This window comes from Umezawaea tangerina, from assembly GCF_003002815.1.
Classification (GTDB): Bacteria; Actinomycetota; Actinomycetes; order Mycobacteriales; family Pseudonocardiaceae; genus Umezawaea; species Umezawaea tangerina.
In genome coordinates this window covers 242,869-265,322 of sequence record NZ_PVTF01000003.1, presented here as the reverse complement: position 1 = coordinate 265,322, position 22,454 = coordinate 242,869, and the positions used below count along the sequence as shown (strand labels likewise).

Here is a 22,454-nt window from a genome sequence, read left to right as displayed (position 1 = left end):
TGAACTGAGGGGAGGCCGACATGTCCGTAGCGACCGAGGCAGCGCAGATCCGCGATCTCTTCGAGCAGATCGAGGAGATCGAGGAGGTGGCGCTGACGCTGTCCGAGGACGACGTGCGCAGGCACAAGCTCGCGGGCGTCGTGGCGAAAGCGCTGCGGCAGGCACCCCCGATCCGGCCCGTCGTGGCCGGTGAGCTGCTCGACCTGACCGAGAAGACGGTGAAGGCGTGGGCGCGCGAGGGCGTGCTTTCGATCAGCGCGAAGCAGCCGCGGATGCTGCTCGACGCCGAACGCCTCCACGAGGTGCTGCACCTGGTGTCCGACCTGCGCCGCGCGGGCAAGAGCCGCGGCCTGCTCGACGAGGTGCACCGCAGGCTCAGCGACCTGGCGCTGCGCGACCGCGCCGACCTCGCGGCGAGCCTGGAGCAGATGCACCGGGGTGAAGGACACGTGGTCCGCACCGGTTGATCACGGTCGTCGAAACCCCCGTCGCCAGCTCCCAGGCCTCCGGCCTGCGCGGGCCCGCCCGGCACGCCTACGACCGGTTCCTCGACGAGCTGTCGCACAGCGGCTGCGTCGCCCTCGGCTACCGCGTGACCGGCCCCGAACCGCTCCCCCGCCTGTGCGTGAAGCACCTGCGCGGCGCCGACCGGGTCGTGGTGGCCTTCCCGGCCCCCGAGACCGTCTGGGTGCTCCTCGTCGGCCCGCACGACGACGACCCCGGCCGCAACCTCTACGACGCCCTGTACGAGCTCGCGGGCGTCCGGCCGCGCAGCGGCGACAAGCGCACGAAGCCCCGCTGCTGCGACGACGACACCGGCGCACCGCCGGTCGTGGACGCCGACCTGGTGGACGACCTGGTCGCCAGGGCGAGGGCCATCACGAGAGCCCGGCGGCGCTAGCGGCGCACGCGGAAATGCCCCGGTCCGAACCGGGGCGCCGCATTACTGTCGATCACATGAAGAACCCGTTCCCCCTGATCGAGCCCTACGACGACGGCTTCCTCGACGTCGGTGACGGCAACACCGTGTACTGGAAGGTCTTCGGCAACCCCGAGGGCAAACCGGTCGTGGTCCTGCACGGCGGCCCCGGCGGGGGCAGCCCGAAGGGCACGCAACGCAGCTTCGACCCCACGAAGTTCCGAATAGTGCTGTTCGACCAGCGCGGCTGCGGCAGAAGCACCCCGCACGCCGCCGACCCGGCCACCGACATGGCCGTCAACACCACCGACCACCTGCTCCGCGACACCGAGCTGCTCCGCGAGCACCTCGGCGTCGACCGCTGGCTCGTGTTCGGCGGCTCCTGGGGCTCCACCCTCGCCCTCGCCTACGCCGAGCGGTTCCCGGAGCGCGTGACGGGCTTGATCCTCGTCTCCATCACCACCTCGACCAGGGCCGAGACCGACTGGCTCTACCGCGGCGCCGCCAAGTTCTTCCCCGCCGAATGGGCGGCCTTCCGCTCCGAGGTCCCCGCCGACGAGGACCTGCTGCAGGGCTACCTCGACCGCGTCTCCGACCCCGACCCGGACGTGCGGGCGCGCGCCGCCACGGCCTGGGGCACCTGGGAGGACGCCGTGCTGTCGCTGGAGATCAGCGGCAAGCCGAACATGTACACCGACCGCGCGACCGACGACATGATCGCCATGGTCCGCATCTGCGCCCACTACGGCGTCCACGGCGCCTGGCTCGAGGAGGGCCAACTGCTCCGGGACGTCGGCAAGCTCAGGGACATCCCCGCCGTCCTCGTCCACGGCCAGCGCGACATGAGCTGCCCCGCCGAAACTGCCTGGCACCTCACCCGCTCCTGGCCCGGCGCCGAACTGCACCTGATCGCCGACGCCGGCCACCGCGGCAGCCCCGACTTCGGCGCCGCCATCGGCAAGGCCGTCGCCAAGTTCACCGATCCCGACTAGACGGACCGCCAGCCCTCGAACTCCTCCGGGGTCCGAACCCCCTTGTCCAGCACCGCGGTGTAGATGTCGTAGCTGCTCACGGACTTCCCGTACTCCGGCCGCTCCGCCCAGGCTTCCTTGATCCCGAGGATCGCCTCGCGCGTCTCGTCCGTCAGCCGCCCCGGCAACGTCCGCACGTGCTCCAGATCCGGCTGCCGCGCGGGCTCGTCCACGAACCAGATGTCCACGTTCCACTCGAGCCCGTGCGCAGACCGACACCCAACCCCGAGGTAGAACCCGTCGGGGTACTTCGCATCCACGTTCCAGTCCCCGGTGTCGTTGCGGAACAACACCTTCCCCACCCGCTGATGCCGCGCAAGCTCCCCACCGAGCTTCACCACGGCCTCATGAGTCGCCATGTCCAAAGCAGGGCAGACAACCGTGATGTCCACATCACGCCGAACCATGAGCCCCAGCGCAGAACTCCCCACCCGCACCGGCTCACCGAACTCAGCCAACGACTGCTTCAACCCCAACGAGTCAACAACCGCATCCGCCGCCACCTGCAACTCACCCTGCCGCGTCACAACATCCATCACCCCAGTCTCCTGCCGCCCCCACCCATCCGCGACCCAGAGAAAACCCAGCACCCACCCACCCACCACCAACCCCACCCCGATGGGCGCAGCCCGCCACCGCGCATCCGGCGCGGAGCGCCTGGGGCCTCGTCGGCGCCAGCCGATGCCTTGTCCGCCGCGAAGCGCGGATGCCTTGTCCAACGGCGAAGCCGAGGATGCCTTGTCGGACGGAGTCCGATGCTTGAGTCGGCGTAGCCGATGCTTGAGTCGGCGTAGCCGATGCTGGCGAAGCCAGACCTCCCCTCTGCCCCCGATCCACAGCGCCCTCCTGCCCGATCTTGCTTGTCAAGACAGCCCTATCGTCTTGACAAGCAAGATCGGGCATTGAGACAATCGCGCGCCGGGGGCCGGGCTTCCCCCAGGGGTGGGAGGGCCAAGAGCCGAACTCGCACGGCGGGAGGGCCGGAGCCCAGGCTCACCAGGGATGAGAGAGCCGGAATCCGGACTTCGCACAGCGAGAAGACCGGAAGCCGACCCCCCGCACCGGAACCCCCACCCCCAAACCCCCAAAAGCAAAAGACCCCCACAGCCGAAGCTGCAGGGGCCTTCCGCCAACCAAACCCGACTACCGGTAGTCCCTACCGAAGTCGTAGTCGTCCAACGGCACCGCCGCACCCGTCCCGGTCCCGAAGACGTCAGGCGTGTAGTACCCGTCGTCGTAGGACGGAATCGCGTAGGCCGCGGCCCGCGCCTCTTCCGTCGGCTGGACCTGGATGTTGCGGTACCGGTTGATGCCCGTGCCCGCCGGGATCAACTTACCGATGATCACGTTCTCCTTCAGACCGATGAGCTTGTCCGAGCGGCCGTTGATGGCCGCGTCGGTCAGGACTCGGGTGGTCTCCTGGAAGGAGGCCGCGGACAGCCACGAGTCCGTCGCGAGCGACGCCTTCGTGATGCCCATCAGCACCGGTCGGCCAGCGGCGGGCTCGCCGCCTTCGGCGACGACCTTGCGGTTGCCCGCTTCGAAGTCCGACCGCTCGACCAGCGAGCCGGGGAGGAACTCCGCGGCACCCGAGTCGATGATCGTGACCCGGCGGAGCATCTGCCGGACGATGACCTCGATGTGCTTGTCGTGGATCGCCACGCCCTGTGCGCGGTACACCTTCTGGACCTCGGTGACGAGGTGCAGCTGGGCTTCGCGGGGACCCATCACGCGGAGGACCTCGTGCGGGTCGGGCGTGCCCTCCAGCAGCTGCTGGCCGACGGTGACGTGGTCGCCGTCCGCGAGCGGGCCGGTGGGGGTGTTGGCGAGGCGCTGGCGCTTCGACAGCTTCTCGAAGACGATCTCCTCGGACCCGTCGTCCGGGATGAGGGTGATCTTCCAGAAGCGGTCGCCGTCCTCCAGGCGCACCCGGCCGTCGACGTCCGCGATGGGCGCCTTGCCCTTGGGCACACGGGCTTCGAAGAGCTCCTGCACACGGGGCAGACCGGTCGTGATGTCGTCACCGGCGACACCACCCTGGTGGAAGGTGCGCATCGTCAGCTGCGTGCCGGGCTCACCGATCGACTGCGCGGCCACGATGCCCACGGCCTCGCCGACGTCGACGAGCTGGCCGGTCGCCATCGAGCGGCCGTAGCAGCTCGCGCAGACACCGACGGGCGTCTCGCAGGTCAGGACCGAGCGGACCTTCACCTTGAGGATGCCCGCTTCGACCAGCTTCGCCAGGGCGGGGTCGCCCAGGTCGTCGCCGCGGTTGAGCAGCAGGTTGCCGTTCAGGTCGTTCAGGTCGTCCGCGAGGGTGCGGGCGTACACGCTGGTCTGCGCGAACTCGTGCAGCACCACCTTGTCGCCCGCCTTCTCGCCCACCGGCAGGGTCACGCCGCGGGTGGTGCCGCAGTCGACCTCGCGGATGATGACGTCCTGCGACACGTCCACCAGACGACGGGTCAGGTAACCCGAGTCGGCGGTGCGCAGCGCGGTGTCGGCGAGACCCTTGCGGGCACCGTGCGTGGCGATGAAGTACTCCAGCACCGACAGGCCCTCGCGGAACGAGGCCTTGATCGGACGCGGGATGTACTCGCCCTTCGGGTTCGTCACCAGACCGCGCATACCGGCCAGCGAGCGGACCTGGGTCATGTTGCCCGCCGCGCCCGACTTCACGATCATGCGGATCGGGTTGTCGTCGGGGAAGTTGGCCTCCATGACCTCGGCGACCTCTTCCGTCGCCTTGGTCCACACCTTGACCAGCTCGTTGTTGCGCTCCACGTAGGAGAGCTGACCGCGCTGGTAGCGCTTCTCGACCGCTTCCGCGAGCTTCTCGTGCTCCTCGAGGATGCCCTGCTTGGCGGCGGGCACGAGGACGTCCGAGATGGCGACGGTGACACCGGACCGGGTGGCCCAGTAGAAGCCGGCGTCCTTCAGCTTGTCCAGCGTCCTGGCGACGGTGACCATCGGGTACCGCTCGGCCAGGTCGTTGATGATCGTGGCCTGCCGCTTCTTCGGCATGACCTCGTTGATGAACGCGTAGTCCTGCGGCAGGACCTCGTTGAAGAGGACACGGCCGAGGGTGGTCGTGGCCAGCCACGGCTGGCCGGGCTCCCAGTCCTCGGGCGTCTCGTTCTTCGGCGGGTTCTTGTCCGTGACGCGGATCTTCACCATCGCCTGCAGGCCCAGGACCTTGCGGTCGTACGCCATCAGCGCCTCGGCCGGGGACGAGTAGGCGTGGCCTTCGCCGAGGTCGCCTTCCTTGTGCCGGGTGAGGTGGTAGAGACCGGTCACCATGTCGAGTCGCGGCATGGCCAGCGGCTTGCCGGACGCGGGCGACAGGATGTTGTTCGACGACAGCATCAGCACGCGCGCCTCGGCCTGGGCCTCGGCGGACAGCGGCAGGTGGACCGCCATCTGGTCACCGTCGAAGTCGGCGTTGAACGCTTCGCAGACGAGCGGGTGCAGCTGGATGGCCTTGCCCTCGACCAGCTGGGGCTCGAAGGCCTGGATGCCCAGGCGGTGCAGCGTCGGTGCGCGGTTCAGCAGCACGGGGTGCTCGGTGATGACCTCTTCCAGCACGTCCCACACGGCCGGGCGCGCGCGCTCGACCATCCGCTTGGCGGACTTGATGTTCTGCGCGTGGTTGAGGTCGACCAGCCGCTTCATCACGAACGGCTTGAACAGCTCCAGCGCCATCTGCTTGGGCAGACCGCACTGGTGCAGCTTGAGCTGCGGGCCGACCACGATGACCGAACGGCCGGAGTAGTCGACGCGCTTGCCGAGCAGGTTCTGGCGGAACCGGCCCTGCTTGCCCTTCAGCAGGTCGGACAGCGACTTGAGCGGGCGGTTGCCCGGCCCGGTCACCGGGCGGCCGCGGCGGCCGTTGTCGAACAGCGCGTCGACGGCCTCCTGGAGCATCCGCTTCTCGTTGTTGACGATGATCTCGGGCGCGCCGAGGTCGATCAGCCTCTTGAGGCGGTTGTTCCGGTTGATCACGCGGCGGTACAGGTCGTTCAGGTCCGACGTGGCGAAGCGGCCACCGTCGAGCTGCACCATCGGGCGCAGGTCCGGCGGGATGACCGGGACGCAGTCGAGGACCATGCCCTGCGGGTTGTTGCGCGTCTGCTGGAACGCGGCCACGACCTTGAGCCGCTTGAGCGCACGCAGCTTCTTCTGGCCCTTGCCGCTGCGGATCGTCTCGCGCAGCACGTCGGCCTCGGCGTCGACGTCGTAGTCGCCCAGCAGTCGCTGGATCGCCTCCGCGCCCATGGCACCGGTGAAGTAGTCGCCGTAGCGGTCGTACAGCTCGCGGTAGAGCATCTCGTCCGCGATCAGCTGGGCGCGCTCGAGCTTGGTGAAGGTGGACCAGATCTCGTCGAGCCGGTCCAGCTCGCGCTGGGCGCGGTCGCGGAGCTGGCGCATCTCCCGCTCGCCGCCCTCCTTGACCTTGCGGCGGACGTCGCTCTTGGCGCCTTCGGCCTCGAGCTCGGCCAGGTCGGCCTCGAGCTTCTGCGCGCGGCCTTCCACGTCGGCGTCGCGCTTGTTCTCGACGCGCTTGCGCTCGACCTGCATCTCGCTGTCCAGCGTGGACAGGTCGTTGTGGCGCAGCTCGGTGTTGACGCCCACGATGACGTAGGCGGCGAAGTAGATGATCTTCTCGAGGTCCTTGGGGGCCAGGTCGAGCAGGTAGCCCAACCGGCTGGGAACGCCCTTGAAGTACCAGATGTGCGTGACGGGCGCGGCCAGTTCGATGTGGCCCATCCGCTCACGGCGCACCTTGGCGCGGGTCACCTCGACGCCGCAGCGCTCGCAGATGATGCCCTTGAAGCGGACGCGCTTGTACTTGCCGCAGTAGCACTCCCAGTCCCTGGTGGGACCGAAGATCTTCTCGCAGAACAAGCCGTCCTTCTCGGGCTTGAGCGTGCGGTAGTTGATGGTCTCGGGCTTCTTGACCTCGCCGAAAGACCACTGGCGGATGTCATCGGCGGACGCGAGACCGATGCGGAGCTCATCGAAGAAGTTGACGTCGAGCACGTCTTCTCTTCTCCCCTTCGGTTGTTGTGCTGGCGCGCGGGCTGCTGGGGAAGTCGGTCACGGGCGGGAGCGCGCGGGAGGCGTGCTCCCACCCGTGACCAGCGAGTCAGTTGACGACGTCGTCGACTGAAGGCGACTCGGACCGCGAGAGGTTGATGCCGAGGTTCGCGGCAGCCCTCTCCAGGTCCTCGTCGTCGCCATCGCGCATCTCGATCGCGGCGCCGTCCGAAGACAGCACCTCGACGTTGAGGCACAACGACTGCAGCTCCTTGAGCAGCACCTTGAAGGATTCCGGGATACCCGGCTCCGGGATGTTCTCGCCCTTGACGATGGCCTCGTAGACCTTCACGCGGCCGAGCACGTCGTCGGACTTGATGGTGAGAAGTTCCTGCAGGGTGTACGCGGCGCCGTACGCCTGCATCGCCCAGCACTCCATCTCACCGAAGCGCTGGCCACCGAACTGCGCCTTACCACCCAGCGGCTGCTGCGTGATCATCGAGTACGGGCCGGTGGAGCGCGCGTGGATCTTGTCGTCCACGAGGTGCAGCAGCTTCAGGATGTACATGTAGCCGACCGACACCGGGTGCGGGTACGGCTCGCCGGAGCGACCGTCGAAGAGCTGCGCCTTGCCGTTCTGCTTGACCATCCGCTCGCCGTCGCGGTTCGGGATGGTCGAGCCGAGCAGCCCGGTGATCTCCTCCTCGCGGGCACCGTCGAACACCGGCGTGGCCGTGTTCGTGTTCGGCGCCACCTCGTAGAGGTCCTCGGGCAGGTTCTTCGCCCAGTCGGCCTCGCCGTCGATGCTCCAGCCCTGCTTGGCGATCCACCCGAGGTGGGTCTCCAGCACCTGGCCGATGTTCATACGACGCGGCACGCCGTGGGTGTTCAGGACGATGTCGACCGGCGTGCCGTCCTCGAGGAACGGCATGTCCTCCGCGGGGAGGATCTTGCCGATGACGCCCTTGTTGCCGTGGCGGCCCGCGAGCTTGTCGCCGTCCTGGATCTTGCGCTTCTGCGCCACGTAGACCCGGACGAGCTCGTTCACGCCGGGGGGCAGCTCGTCGTCGTCCTCGCGGCTGAACACGCGGATGCCGATGACCTTGCCGTACTCGCCGTGCGGCACCTTCAGCGACGTGTCGCGCACCTCGCGCGCCTTCTCGCCGAAGATCGCGCGGAGCAGGCGCTCCTCCGGGGTCAGCTCGGTCTCGCCCTTGGGCGTGACCTTGCCGACGAGGATGTCACCGGGCTGGACCTCGGCACCGATGCGGATGATGCCGCGCTCGTCGAGGTCCGCGAGGACCTCCTCGGAGACGTTCGGGATGTCCCTGGTGATCTCCTCGGCACCGAGCTTGGTGTCGCGGGCGTCGATCTCGTGCTCCTCGATGTGGATCGAGGTGAGCACGTCGTCCTGCACGAGGCGCTGCGACAGGATGATCGCGTCCTCGTAGTTGTGACCCTCCCACGGCATGATCGCGACGAGCAGGTTCTTGCCCAGCGCCATCTCGCCGTTCTCGGTGCACGGCCCGTCCGCGAGGACCTGGCCGGACTCCACGCGGTCACCCTCGTGGACGATCGGCTTCTGGTTGATGCAGGTGCCCTGGTTGGACCGGCGGAACTTGTGCATCCCGTAGGTCTGGCGGGAACCGTCGTCGGCCATCACCGTGACGTAGTCGGCGGAGATCTCCTCGACGACACCGGTCTTCTTGGCGACGACGACCTCGCCCGCGTCGACCGCGGCGCGCAGCTCCATGCCGGTGCCGACCAGCGGCGCCTCGCTGCGCAGCAGCGGGACGGCCTGGCGCTGCATGTTCGCGCCCATCAGCGCGCGGTTCGCGTCGTCGTGCTCGAGGAACGGGATCATCGCGGTCGCGGCGGACACCATCTGCCGCGGCGAGACGTCCATGTAGTCGACGTCCTCGGGGAGGATCAGCTCGACCTCGCCGCCCTTCTTGCGGACGAGGACGCGCTCCTCGAGGAAGTTGCCGTCGAGGTCGATCTGGGCGTTCGCCTGCGCCTTGACGTAGCGGTCCTCCTCGTCCGCCGTCAGGTAGTCGATCTGGTCGGTGACCCGGCCGTCGACGACCTTGCGGTACGGCGTCTCGATGAAGCCGAACGGGTTGACCCGCCCGTAGGAGGACAGCGAGCCGATCAGGCCGATGTTCGGGCCTTCCGGCGTCTCGATCGGGCACATGCGGCCGTAGTGCGACGGGTGGACGTCCCGGACCTCCATGCCCGCGCGCTCGCGGGACAGACCACCCGGACCCAGCGCCGAGAGGCGGCGCTTGTGGGTCAGGCCCGCGAGCGGGTTGGTCTGGTCCATGAACTGCGACAGCTGGGAGGTCCCGAAGAACTCCTTGATCGCGGCCACGACGGGACGGATGTTGATCAGGGTCTGCGGCGTGATCGCCTCGACGTCCTGGGTCGTCATCCGCTCGCGGACCACGCGCTCCATGCGGGACAGGCCCACGCGGATCTGGTTCTGGATCAGCTCGCCGACGGTGCGCAGGCGGCGGTTGCCGAAGTGGTCGATGTCGTCGACCTCGACGGGCACCTCGGTCTCGCCCGGCTGCATGTTCGTCTCGCCCGCGTGCAGGCGCACGAGGTACTCGATCGTCGTGACGACGTCGTCCTCGGTCAGCACGCCGGTGCTGATCGGGCTGGCCAGGCCCAGCTTCTTGTTGACCTTGTACCGGCCGACCTTGGCGAGGTCGTAGCGCTTCTCCTTGAAGAACAGGTTCTCCAGAAGGGCCTGGGCGCTCTCCTTGGTGGGGGGCTCGCCGGGGCGCAGCTTCCGGTAGATGTCGAGCAGAGCCTCGTCGGTGCCCGCGGTGTGGTCCTTCTCGAGCGTCGTGAGGAGGGTCTCGCTGAACGAGAAGCGCTCACGGATCTGCTCGGTGGACCAGCCCAGCGCCTTCAGCAGCACGGTGACCGGCTGGCGGCGCTTGCGGTCGATGCGCACACCGACGGTGTCGCGCTTGTCCACGTCGAACTCCAGCCAAGCACCCCGCGAAGGGATGATCTTGACGCTGAAGACGTCCTTGTCCGTCGTCTTGTCGACATTGGTGTCGAAGTAGACGCCGGGCGATCGAACGAGCTGGGAGACCACGACCCGCTCGGTGCCGTTGATGATGAACGTGCCCTTGTCGGTCATCATCGGGAAGTCACCCATGAACACCGTCTGGCTCTTGATCTCGCCAGTGGTGTGGTTGGTGAACTCCGCCGTGACGAACAACGGGGCGGCGTACGTCATGTCCTTGTCCTTGCACTCCTCGGTCGAGGCCTTGACCTCGTCGAAGCGCGGGTCGGAGAAGGAGAGCGACATCGAGCCCGAGAAGTCCTCGATCGGCGAGATCTCGTTGAGGACCTCTTCGAGGCCGCCCGTCGGCGCCTCGTCACCGGCGTCGATGCGGCGCTGGAACCAGGCCTCATCACCGGTGAGCCATTCGAAGGACTGAATCTGCAGGTCAAGCAGGTTGGGCGTCTTGAGCGGTTCGTGGATCTTCGCAAATGAGACCCGCTTGGGCGCTCCAGGGATCCCCGACGTGGAGTTGGTCGCAGCAGTGGCCTTGGTCGCGCGAGAGATCGCCAAGATGCGTCCTTCCAGGGACTAATTAGCTGGCTAGCAGCGGACTAGCACGGCTGTCAAGGGTGCGGCGCCGCCGTGCGCATCCTGGTCTCGCAGGGCGTCCTCTCGGCGAAGAGGGGCCCAACAAGGGGGCAAAACGGGATGAGGGCAGCGCAAAGGAGCAGTCTAGCCACACACACGGCGACTGTCGAGAGGCACCTGGAAGGACCTTTCTCGTGTTCGGAAACAGAGTGACCCTGCCTGCGCCCACAGTCAAGATGCCACGCCCCGATCACTCCGGTGGCGCAAACGACGTTTACCCGAAGTAACCTCTTTGACCAGCGCAAACACGAGCGGACCAGCGCCGGCGATCAGTTGCCACGCCCGACGCGCCCCGTCCGTGGCGTGTCCGGACGGTCCAAAAACGCGCCCAATAGTGTGGCCGGCATCACGCGTTCAGGGGGTTGAAGTGGATCTTCTTCGTCCATGTTCGGGGTCCTGGACAGCCGTTGTCGCCCGATCTGCTCATGGGATGTCCCCGAGCGCTACTGGACGTCCGCGCACTTCTGCATCTCGGCGGTCTGGTCACCGGTCTGGCCGAACATCTCCATGTTGTCGACCTTCCAGCGGCCGTCCACCTTGCGGGTGCCGACCCGCATCATCGCGATGCCGCCGCCGGTCTGGTTGTCGGTCGTGCGCGTGGTGACCTGGTCGAGGAACAGCAGCACGGTGGCCCGGTCCCCGGTCAGCGAGGTCACGCCGCTGCTCACGGCCTTGACCGTGACCACGAGCTTCTGCTCCGGGGCGAGCGACCTCACCGGTCCGAAGATCGCGTCGTACTGGCACTTGGCCTTGCCGACCAGCAGGTCGGCGGCGGCCTTCTCGGTGGCGGCGACGTCGGCGAAGTTGTAGGAGAAGGCCTTCTCGACGGCCTCGCGGGCCTGGCCGCTGACCTCGGTCGTGCCACCGGTGTCGACCAGCGCCTCGTTGGTCGGGGCGCCCCGGTCCATCGACCGGAACCACAGCCCGAGGCCCGCGAGCACGGCGGCGACCACGAGCAGGACCAGCGGGAGCAGCAGCGGGGACCGGGTCCGGCCCTCGACCAGCTCCGGCGAGGGGTCCTCGGACTCCGCGATGTCGGCCGCGACGACGTCGGCGGCCTTCCTGGGGGACGGCGACGGGACCCTGGTCGACCTCCGCTTGGCCCGGCCGACCGGCTTGGCCTCGACGGGCCCGGCCTCCTCGGCTTCGGCGGTGTCCGGCTCCGCGGTGTCCGGCTCCGCGGTCTCGGACCCAGGAGCCTCCGGCTCGGCGGTGTCGGGGTCAGCGGTCCTGGCCCCGGCGCTCCCCGGCTCGGTGACGGCGGTCCCAGCGGTCTCGGCCGTCCCCGCGTCCTCCTGCTCGACGGCGTCCTCCTGCTCGACTGCGTCGGCGGGGGCGCTGTCCACGGGGACGACGACCGGCTCCTGCTCGACGACCTCGGGCACAGCAGGAGCGGCGGGCTCGGGTGACGGGGACGCGGGGCCGGCCTGCTTGCGCAGACCGGCGACCTTCGGGCGGTACGCGGGGGTGGACGGGACCGGGCGGCGGCGGGGCGGGGGCACTGGGGAGTCCAATCTGATCAGGCGCCGCCGGCCGCGACGGGGCCGAGCGCGCTGAGCTTCCAACCGGCGTCCGTGCGGCTCAGGTCGGTCTGGTAGCGGTTGACCTTCTTCACCGCTTGGCCGCCGTCCGGGGTCACCGTGGTCTCGACGACGGCGATGACGTGCGCCTGACCGGCCCGGTCGTCGAGCTCGGTGACCGCCGCGTCGAGCACCCGGCTGGTGGTGACCGTCTTGGCGTCCTGGATCTGCTTCTTCCTGGTGTCCTTGCCGGTCTCGACCTCCTGGCGCAGCTCGCCGGTCGACGACTGCAGCCAGCGGTCCAGGTCCTCGTCGACCTTGTGGTAGTCGAGCGTGGTGAAGTTCGCGATGCCGACCTGGCCGACCCGCAGCACCTCCTCGCGCTCCTTCGAGTACGCCGCGGCGTCGTTGTTCGACCCGTTCAGCAGCGACACGCCCGCCCACACCGCGTAGCCGGCGGCGAGCACCACCAGCACGGCGGCCAGGGGCAGCGCCCAGCGGCGGATTCCGGTGTCCATGCGCGCTCCTAGCCCGGCAAGCCGAGCAACTGGCCGAGACTCGTCAGCACGGGCACGGGGGTGGCCGCGGTCCCGGTCTGCTCCTGCCCCGGCTGCGTGGTCTCGTTGCCCTGGGGTGTTGTCGGCTGGCCACCGTACGGGGCGTTCTGGGCGCCGCGCACGGTGGTGGCGCTCCCCCGTGCCAGCGCGCAGTAGGCCTGGGTGTTCAGCGCGACCGGGGTGGTGTCGGTGCCCTGCCTGATCGGGGTGCCCTCGTAGCCGACGGTGCACGGCGGCGGGTCGAACACGTTGATCGCGAGGCCGAAGTGCGCGGTGCCGTCGCCGGGCGCGACGGTGAAGCCGCCGCCGACGACGATCGGGTAGGTCACCGCGATCTGCTCCAGCCCGTCCAGCCTGCTGACCAGGATGTTCGCCGTGGTCAGCAGGTTCGCGAACACGACGCCGAGGCCGGGGCCGCTCTCCGCCAGCAGCGCGGACACCTGCTCGGCGGCCTGCGGGCTGACCGCGATGAGGTTTCGCAGGTCGCCGTCGGACTTCTTGAGCTGCTCGGCGAGCAGCCGCAGGTCCACGCTGAACGACCGGATCGCGCTGCCCTGCTGGGCCTGCGTGTTCAGCACGGTCAGCCCGTCCCGGAGCAGCGCCTTGGTCTCCGGCAGGTGGTCGGTCGCGGTCCGGGTGAACGACCGGGTGTTGTCCAGCAGCACCTGGAGGTCGCCGCCGGTGCCGTTGAACGCGGTGTCCAGCTCGTCCACGACGGTGCGCAGGGAGTCGGTCGGCACGGACTTGGCGAACGCGTCGAGGTTGGTGAGCAGGTCGTCCACCGGCGGCGGCGTCCTGGTCGCGGAGCGCGGGATGACGGCGCCCGCCTCCAGGAACGGGCCGTCGTCGCGCTTGGGCCGCAGGTCGACGAACTGCTCGCCGACCGCGGACCGGTTCGCGACCACGGCCTCCAGGTCCGCCGGGACCCTGGGGGCGCTGGGCTCGATGTCCAGGTCGACCTCTACGCCGTCGGAGGCCAGCCGCAGCGCGCCGACCCGGCCGATCGTGACGCCGCGGTAGGTGACCTCGGCGTTGCTGAAGATCCCGCCGGAGTCGGCGAGCCGCATGGTGACGACGTAGCCGGACGAGCCGACCAGGCGGCCGAGGCCCACGTAGCGGGCGCCGACGTAGCTGATGCCGACCAGCGCGATCACCAGGAACGCGCCGATCTGCAGCTTGGTCTTGCGGGGGATCATCAGCGACCACCTCCCAGCAGTCCACCGAGCAGGTCGCCGAGCCCGGTGCCGGTGCCCACGCCGGGGACCGGGAGGTTCGGCAGCGGGAGGGGCAGCGACGGCAGCGGCTTGCCGTCCAGACCGGGGATGCCCGGCAGCAGGCCCTGCCGCGACGACCCGAGGTTGTCGACGATGTTGCCCAGGTTCAGGTCGATGTTCGCGTAGAGGTTCGTGTAGTCGCCCTTGATGCCGTCCACGGCCGAGTCCGGGAACGGGTAGGTGAGCAGCAGCTGGAAGGCGTTGGGCAGGTTGGTGCCCGCCTCCGCCAGCTTCTGCAGCGTCGGCGACAGCGCCTTGAGGTCCGCGACCAGGTCGGCCTTGCTCTTGTCCACGGTGTCGACCGCGACGCCGGAGAGCTCGTCGAGGGACTGGAGCAGCGTCACGAGCTGCGTGCGCTGGTCGCTGAGCACCTTCAGGCCGGGCTCCAGCTCGTCGAGCACCCCGGCGATCTGGTCCTTCTGCGTGTTCAGCGTGCCGCCGAGCCGGTTCACGCCGTCCAACGCCCTGGTGATCTCGGCCTTGTGCCCGTCCAGCTCGGTGACCAGCGTGTTCACGTTGGTCAGCAGCGAGCGGATCTCCGGCTCGTTGCCCTCCAGGGCGGCGTCGAGCTCCTTGGAGATGTTCTGCAGCTGGGCGACGCCGCCGCCGTTGAGCAGCAGCGACAGCGCGCCGAAGACCTCTTCGACCTCGGGGTTGCGGTTGGTCCGGTCGACCGGGATCACGGTGCCGTCGGCCAGCCTGCCCTCGTCCGCGCCCTGTGCCGGCTTGGCCAGCTCGACGTACTTCTCGCCCAGCAGCGCGGACTGGCGCAGCTTCGCGACGGAGTTGCCGGGCAGCACGACGTCGCCGTTGACGGCCACGGTCACCTCGGCCGTCCAGCCGTCCGGGGCGAGGTCGATCCTCTCCACCTTGCCGACCGCGACGTCGTTGACCTTCACGCCCGCCTGCGGGACGAGGTCGAGCACGTCCTTGAACAGCACCTTCACCCGGTACGGCCGGTCGCCGAGGTCGGCGCCGCCGGGCAGCGGCATCGTGTAGACGCCGTCGAACCCGCCGGAGCCGCAGCCCGCGAGCAGCGCGGCGGACGCCAGCACGGCGACCGCGATCCGGGACCTCTTCGGGGTGCGGGACCTCATTGCGGGACACCTCCCAGCGGCAACGGGAGCGGCAGCTTGCCCTGGCTCAGCGAGCCGAGCGCCTCCGCGGGGGTCGGCAGCGGCAGCGCGCCGGTCAGCACCGGCGCGAGCTGCGCGCACGCCTGGGACAGCGCCAGCGGCACGGTGCCCGGCTCGACCTGCTGGATCAGCTTGCACACCAGCACGAGCGGCGGCTGGTTGAGCTCGTTGATGTCCGCCCTGGTGTCCAGGGTCCCGGACGCGGCGTTGTAGGTGTTCTGCAGGTTGCCCAGCGCGAGCGGCGCGACGTCGATGGTCTCGGCCAGCGCGGCGCGCTGCCGCACCAGCACCCCGGTGATGCTCGCCAGCTTGTCCACGTTGGACTTGAGCACCGCGCGGTTGTCCTTGATGAAGCCCTGCACCTGGCCCAGCGCCGCGGCCAGCTCGGTGAGGGCGGCGCCGAGGTTCTCGCGCTCGTCGGCGAGGAACCCGGCGACCTCGGCGAGCTGCTTGTCGAAGTCGCGCACCTGGCTGTCGTTGGCGGACAGCATGGCGGTGAACCTCGACAGGTTGTCGACCGTGGCGAACAGGTCCTCCTTGGACCCGGACAGCGTGCGGGTGGCGTCGCCGAGCTGCTTGATGGTGTCGTTGAGGGCCTGCCCGTTGCCGTCGAGGGTGCCCGCGGCGCTGGTGAGCAGGTCCGACAGCGCACCGTCCTTGTTGGCGCCGTTGGGACCCAGCGCGGTGGTGAGCTTGTCGAGGCTCGCGTACAGCTCGTCGAGCTCCACCGGGGTCGCCGTGCGCTCGCGCGGGATCAGCGCGTTCTCGCCCAGCGTCGGCCCGGCGGTGTAGACGGGGGCGAACTGCACGTACCGGTCGCTGACCACGCTCGGCGCGACGACGACGGCCTGCGCGTCGGCGGGCACCTTCACGTCCCGGTCCAGCGACATCACGACCCGGACGAGCTGCCCCTCCGGCACGACCTCCTCGATCGTGCCGACCCTCACGCCCAGCACCCGCACGTCCGAGCCCTGGTAGAGGCCCACCGCCGCGCCGAACATCGCGGTGACCTTGCGGCTGTCGGCGCCGGAGAACGCCCACCACAACGCCGCCGACGCGAGCAGCGCCAGCACGCACGCCATCGCCACCACGCGGCCGAGGTCGCGGCCCGACTTCGTGTCCGCCAAGGCCGTCACCTCTGCACTCCTGGCGGCAGGCAGCCCTCTTCGTTGAACCCGACCAGGCCGAGGTTCACCGAGGGCGGCAGCAGGCCGCAGATGTAGACGTCGAACCAGCGGCCGCTGCCCAGCGTGTTCGCGAAGACCCGGTAGAACGGAGCCATCAGCGCGATGCCCTTCTCCAGGCTGTCCTGGTTGCGCTGCAGCATCGTGGTGACCCGCTCCAGCTGCTCCAGCGCGGGCCGCAGCTGCGCGTTGTTGTCCGCGACGAGCCCGGTCAGCTCGGTCGACAGGTCGCGGGTCCCCTTGAGCAGCAACGAGATCGCGTCCTTGCGCTTGCGCAGCTCGCCCAGCAGCAGGTTGCCGTCGGACAGGAGCTTCTCGAACTGCTCGTTGCGGTCGGCCAGGGTCCGGCTGATGTCCTTGGTGTTGCCCAGCAGCTTGGCCAGCTGCTCGTCGCGCGAGGAGATCGTCTTCGACAGCGCGGACAGCCCGTCCAGCGCGCCGCGCACGCTGTCCGACGAGCCCTCGAACGTCTGGGACAGCACCTCGAAGCTGTCCGCGAGCTGCTTGGTGTCGATCTGCCCGACCGTGGTCGCCAGCCCGTTGAACGCCTCGTTGACGTCGTAGGGCGCCAGCGTCCGGTCCTTCGGGATGGGCTTGCCCGGATCCAGCGGCAGCGACCCCTGCGGGTCCAGCGCCACGTACTTCTGGCCCAGCAGCGTCTTGATCCGGATCGTCGCGGTCGTGCGGTCGCCGACCCAGGCGTCCTTGACCTTGAACGACACCCGCACCCGGTCGCCGTCGAGCTTCACCTTGGTCACCTTGCCGACCTTCACGCCCGCGACGCGGACCTCGTTGCCCGACACCAGTCCGGCGGCCTCGCTGAACTCGGCGGAGTAGGTGGTGCCGCTGCCGATGATCGGCAGGTCGTCGGAGTAGAACGCGGCGAGCAGCAGCAACGCGATCAGCGTGAGGCTGATGGCGCCGATGGTGACGGGGTTGCGCTCGGGCTTCATCGGCGACACCTCTGCTGCGTCACGGGCAGTGCGGTGATCGGGACGGGGTTCGGGATCACCGGCGGCACGGCGACCTGGCCGGTGCCCTCGCACAGGAAGAAGTTGAACCACGACCCGTAGGTCGCGGTGCGGGTGATCGTCTCCAGCTTGCTCGGCATCTTCTGGATGGCGCCCTCGACGACGGCCTCGTTGTCCGCCAGGGTCTTCGACACCAGGCCGAGCGAGGCGATGTCGTCCTTGAGCGGCTGGCGGGCCTGGTCGAGCAGCCCGGCGGTGGTGCTGGTCAGGTCGCCCAGCGCGGTGATCGCGTCGCCGATCGGCTCGCGGTCCTGCGCCAGGCCCGACACCAGCCCCTGCGCGGTGGTGACCAGCGTGGACAGCTGCTCGCCGCGGGAGTTCACCGTGTCCAGCACCGAGTTGAGGTTGTCGACCACCTCACCGATGACCTTGTCCTTGCCCGCCAGCGTGGACGTGAGCGACGCGGTGTGCCGCAGCAGGCTGTCGATCGTGCCGCCCTCGCCCTGGAGGACCTGGATGATCTCGTAGGACAGCTTGTTCACGTCCTCCGGGTTGAGCGCCTGGAACAGCGGCTTGAACCCGTTGAACAGCACGGTCAGGTCGAGCGCGGGCTTGGTCCGCTCCAACGGGATCACGCCGCCCTCGGGGAGCACGGCGTCCGCGTCGCCGACGCCGTGCTCCAGCGCGATGTACCGCTGGCCGACCAGGTTGCGGTACTTGATGGTCGCGGTGGCCGACGCGGGCAGCCTCCGGTCGCCGTCGATGCTGAACTCGACCTCGGCCAGCCGCCGGTCCACGACCCGGATGTCCTCGACCTGGCCGACCCGGACGCCCGCGATGCGCACGTCGTCGCCCTGGTTCAGCGCGGTCACGTCGGTGAACCGCGCGGTGTAGCCGGTGGCGCTCTTGAGGCTGACGTTGGCGATGGTGACGGCGAGCAGCGCGGTCGCCAGGATCGTGACCACGGCGAAGACCACGAGCTTGACCAGCGGCGCGACGAGTCCCCTCACTTCACCGTCACCTCCGTCCCGCGGTAGAGCGGGCCGAGCAGCAGGCTGGTGAAGCTCGGCATCTGGTCGCTGGGCACGCCGACCTCGTTGCCCAGCAGCACCGCGAGCACCCGCTGCTCCTCGGGGGAGTTCGCGATGCTCGCCGCCGAGACGGCCGACGGCGTGGTGCTCCCGGCGGCGGTGGCGGGCGGCAGGATCCCGTCGTTCGCGCTGCGCGCGGCGGGCGGCGCCTTCGACCCGTCCACCAGCGGGCCCTCCGGCGGGTACTGCGGGAACGGGTTCGGCCGCGGCTCGACGTCGTAGCAGCGCGGTCCGCGCTTGTCGCCGTACACCGGCTCGTCCTGGTTGGGCAGGTACTTGCCGCGGTTCGCGGTGATCTCCATGGTGATGTGCAGGCCCGGCTTGTCCGTGCCGACGCCGAACGCCTGGTCGATCACCGGCGCGAAGTCGGTGAGGCCCTTGAGCAGGCACGGGTACTCGGGCGCGTACTTGGCCAGCAGCTCCAGCGTCGGCCTGCTGGTGGAGGCGAGCTGGATGAGGTTGTTCTTGTTCACCGACAGGAAGCCGGTCAGGTCGCGCGAGGTCGTCGTCAGCGTGCCGTACAGGGCCAGCAGGTTGTCGCGCTGCTCGACGATGGTCTTGCTGGTCACCGTGGCGTCGGTCAGCGCCTGCACCAGGTCCGGCGCGGCGTCGGCGTAGACCTCGCTCACGTCGGCGAGCCTGCTGATGCCCTCCTTCAGCGCGGGCAGCTGCGGGTTGAGCTCGCCGAGGTAGGAGTCCAGCTGCACCAGGGTCTGCCCCAGCGGCTTGCCCCGGTTCTCCAGCGCCTGCGACACCGCGGTCAACGTGGTCGCGAGCTTCTCCGGCTGCACGGCCTGGAGCACCGGCATCAGGTCGTTGAGCACCTGCTCCAGCTCGATGGCGCTGCTGGAGCGGTCCTGCTCGATGACCGAGCCGTCGGTGAGGTGGTCGCCGCCGGGCGTCGTGGGCAGCACCAGGTTCACGTACCGCTCGCCGAACAGCGTCTTCGGCAGCAGCCGCGCGGACACGTCCTTCGGGATCAGGTCGACCTTGTCCGGTTGCAGCGCCAGCTCCAGCTCGGCGCCGTCGCCGGTGCTGCGGATCGCCCGCACCTCGCCGACGATCAGCCCCCGCACCTTCACGTCCGACGAGGTCATCAGCTGGTTGCCGACGTGGTCGGTCTTCAGCGTCACGGTCACCACCTTGGTGAACGCGTTGTCGTAGAGCGCCACGCTCAGGGCCAGGAAGACCACGATGACCGTGAGGAACGCGACGCCGAGGAGCCGTTGCCTGATCATCAGCCCGCGATCCTCACCGTCGTCGTGGTGCCCCAGATCGCCAGGCTCAGGAAGAAGTCGAGCAGGCTCGTGGTGACGATGGCGGTGCGCACCGCGCGGCCGACGGCCACGCCGACGCCGGCCGGGCCGCCGCTGGCGCGGTAGCCGTAGTAGCAGTGCGTCATGATGATCACGACCGCGAAGACCAGGACCTTGCCGAACGACCAGAGGACGTCGACCGGTGGCAGGAACAGGTTGAAGTAGTGGTCGTAGGTGCCCGCGGACTGGCCGTAGAACTGCACGGTGATCGTCCGCGCGGCCAGGTAGCTCGTCAGGAGGCCGATCACGTACAGCGGGATGATCGCGACGAACCCGGCGATGATCCGGGTCGTCACCAGGAACGGCATGGACGGGATGCCCATGACCTCCAGGGCGTCGATCTCCTCGGAGATCCGCATCGCGCCGAGCTGGGCGGTGAAGCCGGAGCCGACCGTGGCCGACAGCGCGAGGCCCGCGACCAGCGGGGCGATCTCGCGGGTGTTGAAGTAGGCGCTGACGAACCCGGCGAACGCCGACGTGCCGATCTGGTTGAGCGCGGTGAAGCCCTGCAGGCCCACGACCGTGCCGGTGAACACCGACAGGCCCACCATCACGCCGATCGTGCCGCCGATGACGGCCAGCGCGCCGCTGCCGAAGCTGACCTCGGCCAGCAGCCGCAGCGTCTCGCGCAGGTAGCGGCGCAGCGCGCGGGGCGTCCAGGCGAGGGCGCGCAGGTAGAACGAGAGCTGGTCGCCGAAGCCGTCGAGGACCTGCAACGGCCTGCCCGCGGCCTTGCGGAGGTTGTCGCCGATGGTGGCCATCTCAGCTCCCCTTCGCCGGGACGACCGTCAGGTAGATCGTGGTCAGCACGAAGTTCACGAAGAACAGCAGCAGGAACGTGATGACCACGGCCTGGTTCACCGCGTCGCCGACGCCCTTCGGGCCACCGGCCGGGTTGAGGCCGCGGTAGGCGGCGACGATGCCCGCGATGAACCCGAAGACCAGCGCCTTGAACTCGCTGATCCACAGGTCCGGCAGCTGGGCCAGCGCGGAGAAGCTCGCCAGGTACGCGCCGGGCGTGCCGTCCTGGAGGACCACGTTGAAGAAGTAGCCGCCCATCACGCCGACGACGCTGACCATGCCGTTGAGCAGCACGCTGACCAGCATCGCGGCCAGCACCCTCGGCACGACCAGGCGCTGGATCGGCGAGACGCCGAGCACCTCCATCGCGTCGATCTCCTCGCGGATCTTGCGCGACCCGATGTCCGCGCAGATCGCGCTGCCGCCCGCGCCCGCGATCAGCAGCGCCGTCACGATGGGGCTGGCCTGCTGGATGATCGCCAGCACGCTCGCCGCGCCGGTGAACGACTGCGCGCCGATCTGCCTGGTCAGCGAGCCGAGCTGGAGCGCGATGACGGCGCCGAACGGGATCGACACCAGCGCCGTCGGCAGCACCGTGACGCTGACGATGAACCAGCTCTGCTGGATGAACTCGCGGAGCTGGAACGGCCGCTTGACCGCGCTGCGGGTGACGTCGATGCCGAGCGCGAACAGCCTGCCGGTCTCGCGCAGGGCGCCCGCGCCGGGGAACGGGACGGGGGCGCTCACAGGTCACCCGCCCGGCGCTGCCACTCGGTGTCCCGGGTGCGCGGGTACGGGGTGGGCGTCGGCGCGGCAACCCGTTGGCCCGCGCCGGCGAGCACGCCGTACTTGCTCTGCTCGGCGGGCGTGAGGCTCGCGATGATGCCCTGCTGGGCCTCGGTCGGGAGCGTGTGGATGATGCTCATGACCCGGTCCTTGCGGCGGCGCACGGCGTCGCGCGCGGGCAGGCCGGGGGTCGGCTCGATCTGCGGCACGACCCCGCGCACGTCCTCGTCCGGCGACCCGTCGGAGTGGCCCGCGTCCCGGTGCGCCAGCTCGGCGGCCATGGTCGCTTGGTCCTTCTCCTCCGACATGCCGATCGGGCCGATGCGGCGGCCGTTGAGGAACTGCTCGACCACGGGTTCGTCGCTGGTCAGCAGCACCTCGCGGGGGCCGAACATGACCAGCTCGCGGCGGAACAGCATGCCGAGGTTGTCCGGGACCGTGCGCGCGACGGTGATGTTGTGCGTGACGATCAGGATCGTGGCGTCGATCTGCGCGTTGAGGTCGATCAGCAGCTGGGAGAGGTAGGCGGTGCGGACCGGGTCGAGGCCGGAGTCCGGCTCGTCGCACAGGATGATCTCCGGGTCCAGCACCAGCGCGCGGGCCAGTCCGGCGCGCTTGCGCATACCGCCGGAGATCTCGCCGGGGAGCTTCTTCTCCGCGCCGACGAGGCCGACCATCTCCATCTTCTCTAGCACGATCCGCCGGACCTCGGCCTCGGTCTTGCGGGTGTGCTCGCGCAGCGGGAAGGCCACGTTGTCGAAGAGGTTCATCGAGCCGAACAGAGCGCCGTCCTGGAACAGCACGCCGAACATCTTCCGGATCTCGTAGAGCTTGCTCTCCGGGCAGCGGACCAGGTCCGTGCCGTTGATGATGATCTTGCCCTGTTCCGGCTTCAGCAGGCCCACCAGGGACTTCAGGAACACCGACTTGCCGGTGCCCGACGGCCCGAGCATGACGCTGACCTCACCGGGCGGGATGCTGAGCGTGACGTCCCGCCAGATGGTCTGCTTGCCGAAGGACTTCGTCAGACCTTCGACGACCACCTCGACGCCCATCGCACCTCCTGTAGCGGCTCACATCACACAGGTGCAACGAGCCGAAGCCAGCGAGGTTACTCACCAGTTGGCCTAATAGGGGTTGCGGAGCGATAACAGCCGAAAA

At 69.2% G+C, this 22,454-nt stretch carries 17 protein-coding genes; 3 read left to right on the top strand and 14 right to left on the bottom strand.

Annotation, left to right across the window (positions count from 1 at the left end):
* Nucleotides 1-20: 20 nt before the first annotated feature.
* The 3 genes from CLV43_RS11565 to pip are packed head-to-tail and all read left to right on the top strand — an operon-like array spanning nucleotide 21 to nucleotide 1,911.
* Nucleotides 21-467, top strand: a complete 447-nt coding sequence (locus CLV43_RS11565) for a hypothetical protein (RefSeq protein ID WP_106187106.1) — start codon at nucleotides 21-23, stop codon at nucleotides 465-467.
* Nucleotides 464-901 carry a hypothetical protein gene (locus CLV43_RS11560; RefSeq protein WP_106187105.1) on the top strand — a complete coding sequence of 146 codons (438 nt, stop codon included), beginning with the start codon at nucleotides 464-466 and terminating at the stop codon, nucleotides 899-901. Before CLV43_RS11565 ends, CLV43_RS11560 begins: the two co-directional genes overlap by 4 nt.
* Before the next feature lie 56 nt (nucleotides 902-957).
* The gene (pip, locus tag CLV43_RS11555) at nucleotides 958-1,911 is read left to right on the top strand and encodes a prolyl aminopeptidase (RefSeq protein ID WP_106187104.1); all 954 of its coding nucleotides are present in this window, start codon (nucleotides 958-960) and stop codon (nucleotides 1,909-1,911) included.
* On the opposite strand, the gene CLV43_RS11550 is transcribed toward pip, so the two are convergent.
* From CLV43_RS11550 to CLV43_RS11485, 14 genes are all read right to left on the bottom strand, one after another.
* A complete protein-coding gene (locus CLV43_RS11550) occupies nucleotides 1,908-2,540 on the bottom strand; it encodes a hypothetical protein (protein WP_211304327.1) in 633 nt (210 codons plus the stop codon). The two genes, pip and CLV43_RS11550, sit on opposite strands and share 4 nt — an antisense overlap.
* A 553-nt stretch (nucleotides 2,541-3,093) precedes the next feature.
* The gene (locus CLV43_RS11545) at nucleotides 3,094-6,990 is read right to left on the bottom strand and encodes a DNA-directed RNA polymerase subunit beta' (protein WP_106187103.1); all 3,897 of its coding nucleotides are present in this window, start codon (nucleotides 6,988-6,990) and stop codon (nucleotides 3,094-3,096) included.
* A 106-nt stretch (nucleotides 6,991-7,096) separates the two neighbouring features.
* Nucleotides 7,097-10,579, bottom strand: coding sequence for a DNA-directed RNA polymerase subunit beta (rpoB, locus tag CLV43_RS11540; RefSeq protein WP_106187102.1), 3,483 nt, complete (start codon nucleotides 10,577-10,579; stop codon nucleotides 7,097-7,099).
* Between the two features lie 521 nt (nucleotides 10,580-11,100).
* Nucleotides 11,101-12,159 carry a prolipoprotein diacylglyceryl transferase gene (locus tag CLV43_RS11535; RefSeq protein WP_146174735.1) on the bottom strand — a complete coding sequence of 353 codons (1,059 nt, stop codon included), beginning with the start codon at nucleotides 12,157-12,159 and terminating at the stop codon, nucleotides 11,101-11,103.
* A gap of 17 nt (nucleotides 12,160-12,176) precedes the next feature.
* Nucleotides 12,177-12,695, bottom strand: coding sequence for a nuclear transport factor 2 family protein (locus CLV43_RS11530; protein ID WP_106187100.1), 519 nt, complete (start codon nucleotides 12,693-12,695; stop codon nucleotides 12,177-12,179).
* A gap of 8 nt (nucleotides 12,696-12,703) precedes the next feature.
* A complete protein-coding gene (locus CLV43_RS11525; RefSeq protein ID WP_106187099.1) occupies nucleotides 12,704-13,930 on the bottom strand; it encodes an MCE family protein in 1,227 nt (408 codons plus the stop codon).
* Complete coding sequence (locus CLV43_RS11520; RefSeq protein ID WP_106187098.1) at nucleotides 13,930-15,105, bottom strand: MCE family protein; 1,176 nt, start codon at nucleotides 15,103-15,105, stop codon at nucleotides 13,930-13,932. The genes CLV43_RS11525 and CLV43_RS11520 overlap by 1 nt, the downstream gene beginning before the upstream one ends.
* A complete protein-coding gene (locus CLV43_RS11515) occupies nucleotides 15,102-16,271 on the bottom strand; it encodes an MCE family protein (RefSeq protein WP_170155806.1) in 1,170 nt (389 codons plus the stop codon). The genes CLV43_RS11520 and CLV43_RS11515 overlap by 4 nt, the downstream gene beginning before the upstream one ends.
* A gap of 5 nt (nucleotides 16,272-16,276) precedes the next feature.
* Nucleotides 16,277-17,281 (bottom strand): MCE family protein, encoded by a 1,005-nt coding sequence (locus CLV43_RS11510; protein ID WP_106187097.1) that lies wholly within the window; start codon nucleotides 17,279-17,281, stop codon nucleotides 16,277-16,279.
* Entirely contained in the window at nucleotides 17,278-18,309 is a 1,032-nt protein-coding gene (locus tag CLV43_RS11505; RefSeq protein WP_106187096.1) for an MCE family protein, read from the bottom strand. The genes CLV43_RS11510 and CLV43_RS11505 overlap by 4 nt, the downstream gene beginning before the upstream one ends.
* Nucleotides 18,306-19,628 carry an MCE family protein gene (locus CLV43_RS11500; RefSeq protein WP_106187095.1) on the bottom strand — a complete coding sequence of 441 codons (1,323 nt, stop codon included), beginning with the start codon at nucleotides 19,626-19,628 and terminating at the stop codon, nucleotides 18,306-18,308. Before CLV43_RS11500 ends, CLV43_RS11505 begins: the two co-directional genes overlap by 4 nt.
* A complete protein-coding gene (locus CLV43_RS11495; protein WP_106187094.1) occupies nucleotides 19,628-20,467 on the bottom strand; it encodes an MlaE family ABC transporter permease in 840 nt (279 codons plus the stop codon). The genes CLV43_RS11500 and CLV43_RS11495 overlap by 1 nt, the downstream gene beginning before the upstream one ends.
* A gap of 1 nt (nucleotide 20,468) precedes the next feature.
* Nucleotides 20,469-21,254, bottom strand: a complete 786-nt coding sequence (locus CLV43_RS11490; protein WP_106187093.1) for an MlaE family ABC transporter permease — start codon at nucleotides 21,252-21,254, stop codon at nucleotides 20,469-20,471.
* Complete coding sequence (locus CLV43_RS11485; RefSeq protein WP_106187092.1) at nucleotides 21,251-22,348, bottom strand: ABC transporter ATP-binding protein; 1,098 nt, start codon at nucleotides 22,346-22,348, stop codon at nucleotides 21,251-21,253. Before CLV43_RS11485 ends, CLV43_RS11490 begins: the two co-directional genes overlap by 4 nt.
* Nucleotides 22,349-22,454 lie beyond the last annotated feature (106 nt).

What these genes read in the sequence shown, in the direction of transcription:
- CLV43_RS11565 (WP_106187106.1), top strand. Translation starts at nt 21, where the DNA reads ATGTCCGTAGCGACCGAGGCAGCGCAGATCCGCGATCTCTTCGAGCAG.
- pip (WP_106187104.1), top strand. Translation starts at nt 958, where the DNA reads ATGAAGAACCCGTTCCCCCTGATCGAGCCCTACGACGACGGCTTCCTC.
- CLV43_RS11530 (WP_106187100.1), bottom strand. Translation starts at nt 12,695, where the DNA reads ATGGACACCGGAATCCGCCGCTGGGCGCTGCCCCTGGCCGCCGTGCTG.
- CLV43_RS11525 (WP_106187099.1), bottom strand. Translation starts at nt 13,930, where the DNA reads ATGATCCCCCGCAAGACCAAGCTGCAGATCGGCGCGTTCCTGGTGATC.
- CLV43_RS11520 (WP_106187098.1), bottom strand. Translation starts at nt 15,105, where the DNA reads ATGAGGTCCCGCACCCCGAAGAGGTCCCGGATCGCGGTCGCCGTGCTG.
- CLV43_RS11510 (WP_106187097.1), bottom strand. Translation starts at nt 17,281, where the DNA reads ATGAAGCCCGAGCGCAACCCCGTCACCATCGGCGCCATCAGCCTCACG.
- CLV43_RS11500 (WP_106187095.1), bottom strand. Translation starts at nt 19,628, where the DNA reads ATGATCAGGCAACGGCTCCTCGGCGTCGCGTTCCTCACGGTCATCGTG.
- CLV43_RS11495 (WP_106187094.1), bottom strand. Translation starts at nt 20,467, where the DNA reads ATGGCCACCATCGGCGACAACCTCCGCAAGGCCGCGGGCAGGCCGTTG.
- CLV43_RS11485 (WP_106187092.1), bottom strand. Translation starts at nt 22,348, where the DNA reads ATGGGCGTCGAGGTGGTCGTCGAAGGTCTGACGAAGTCCTTCGGCAAG.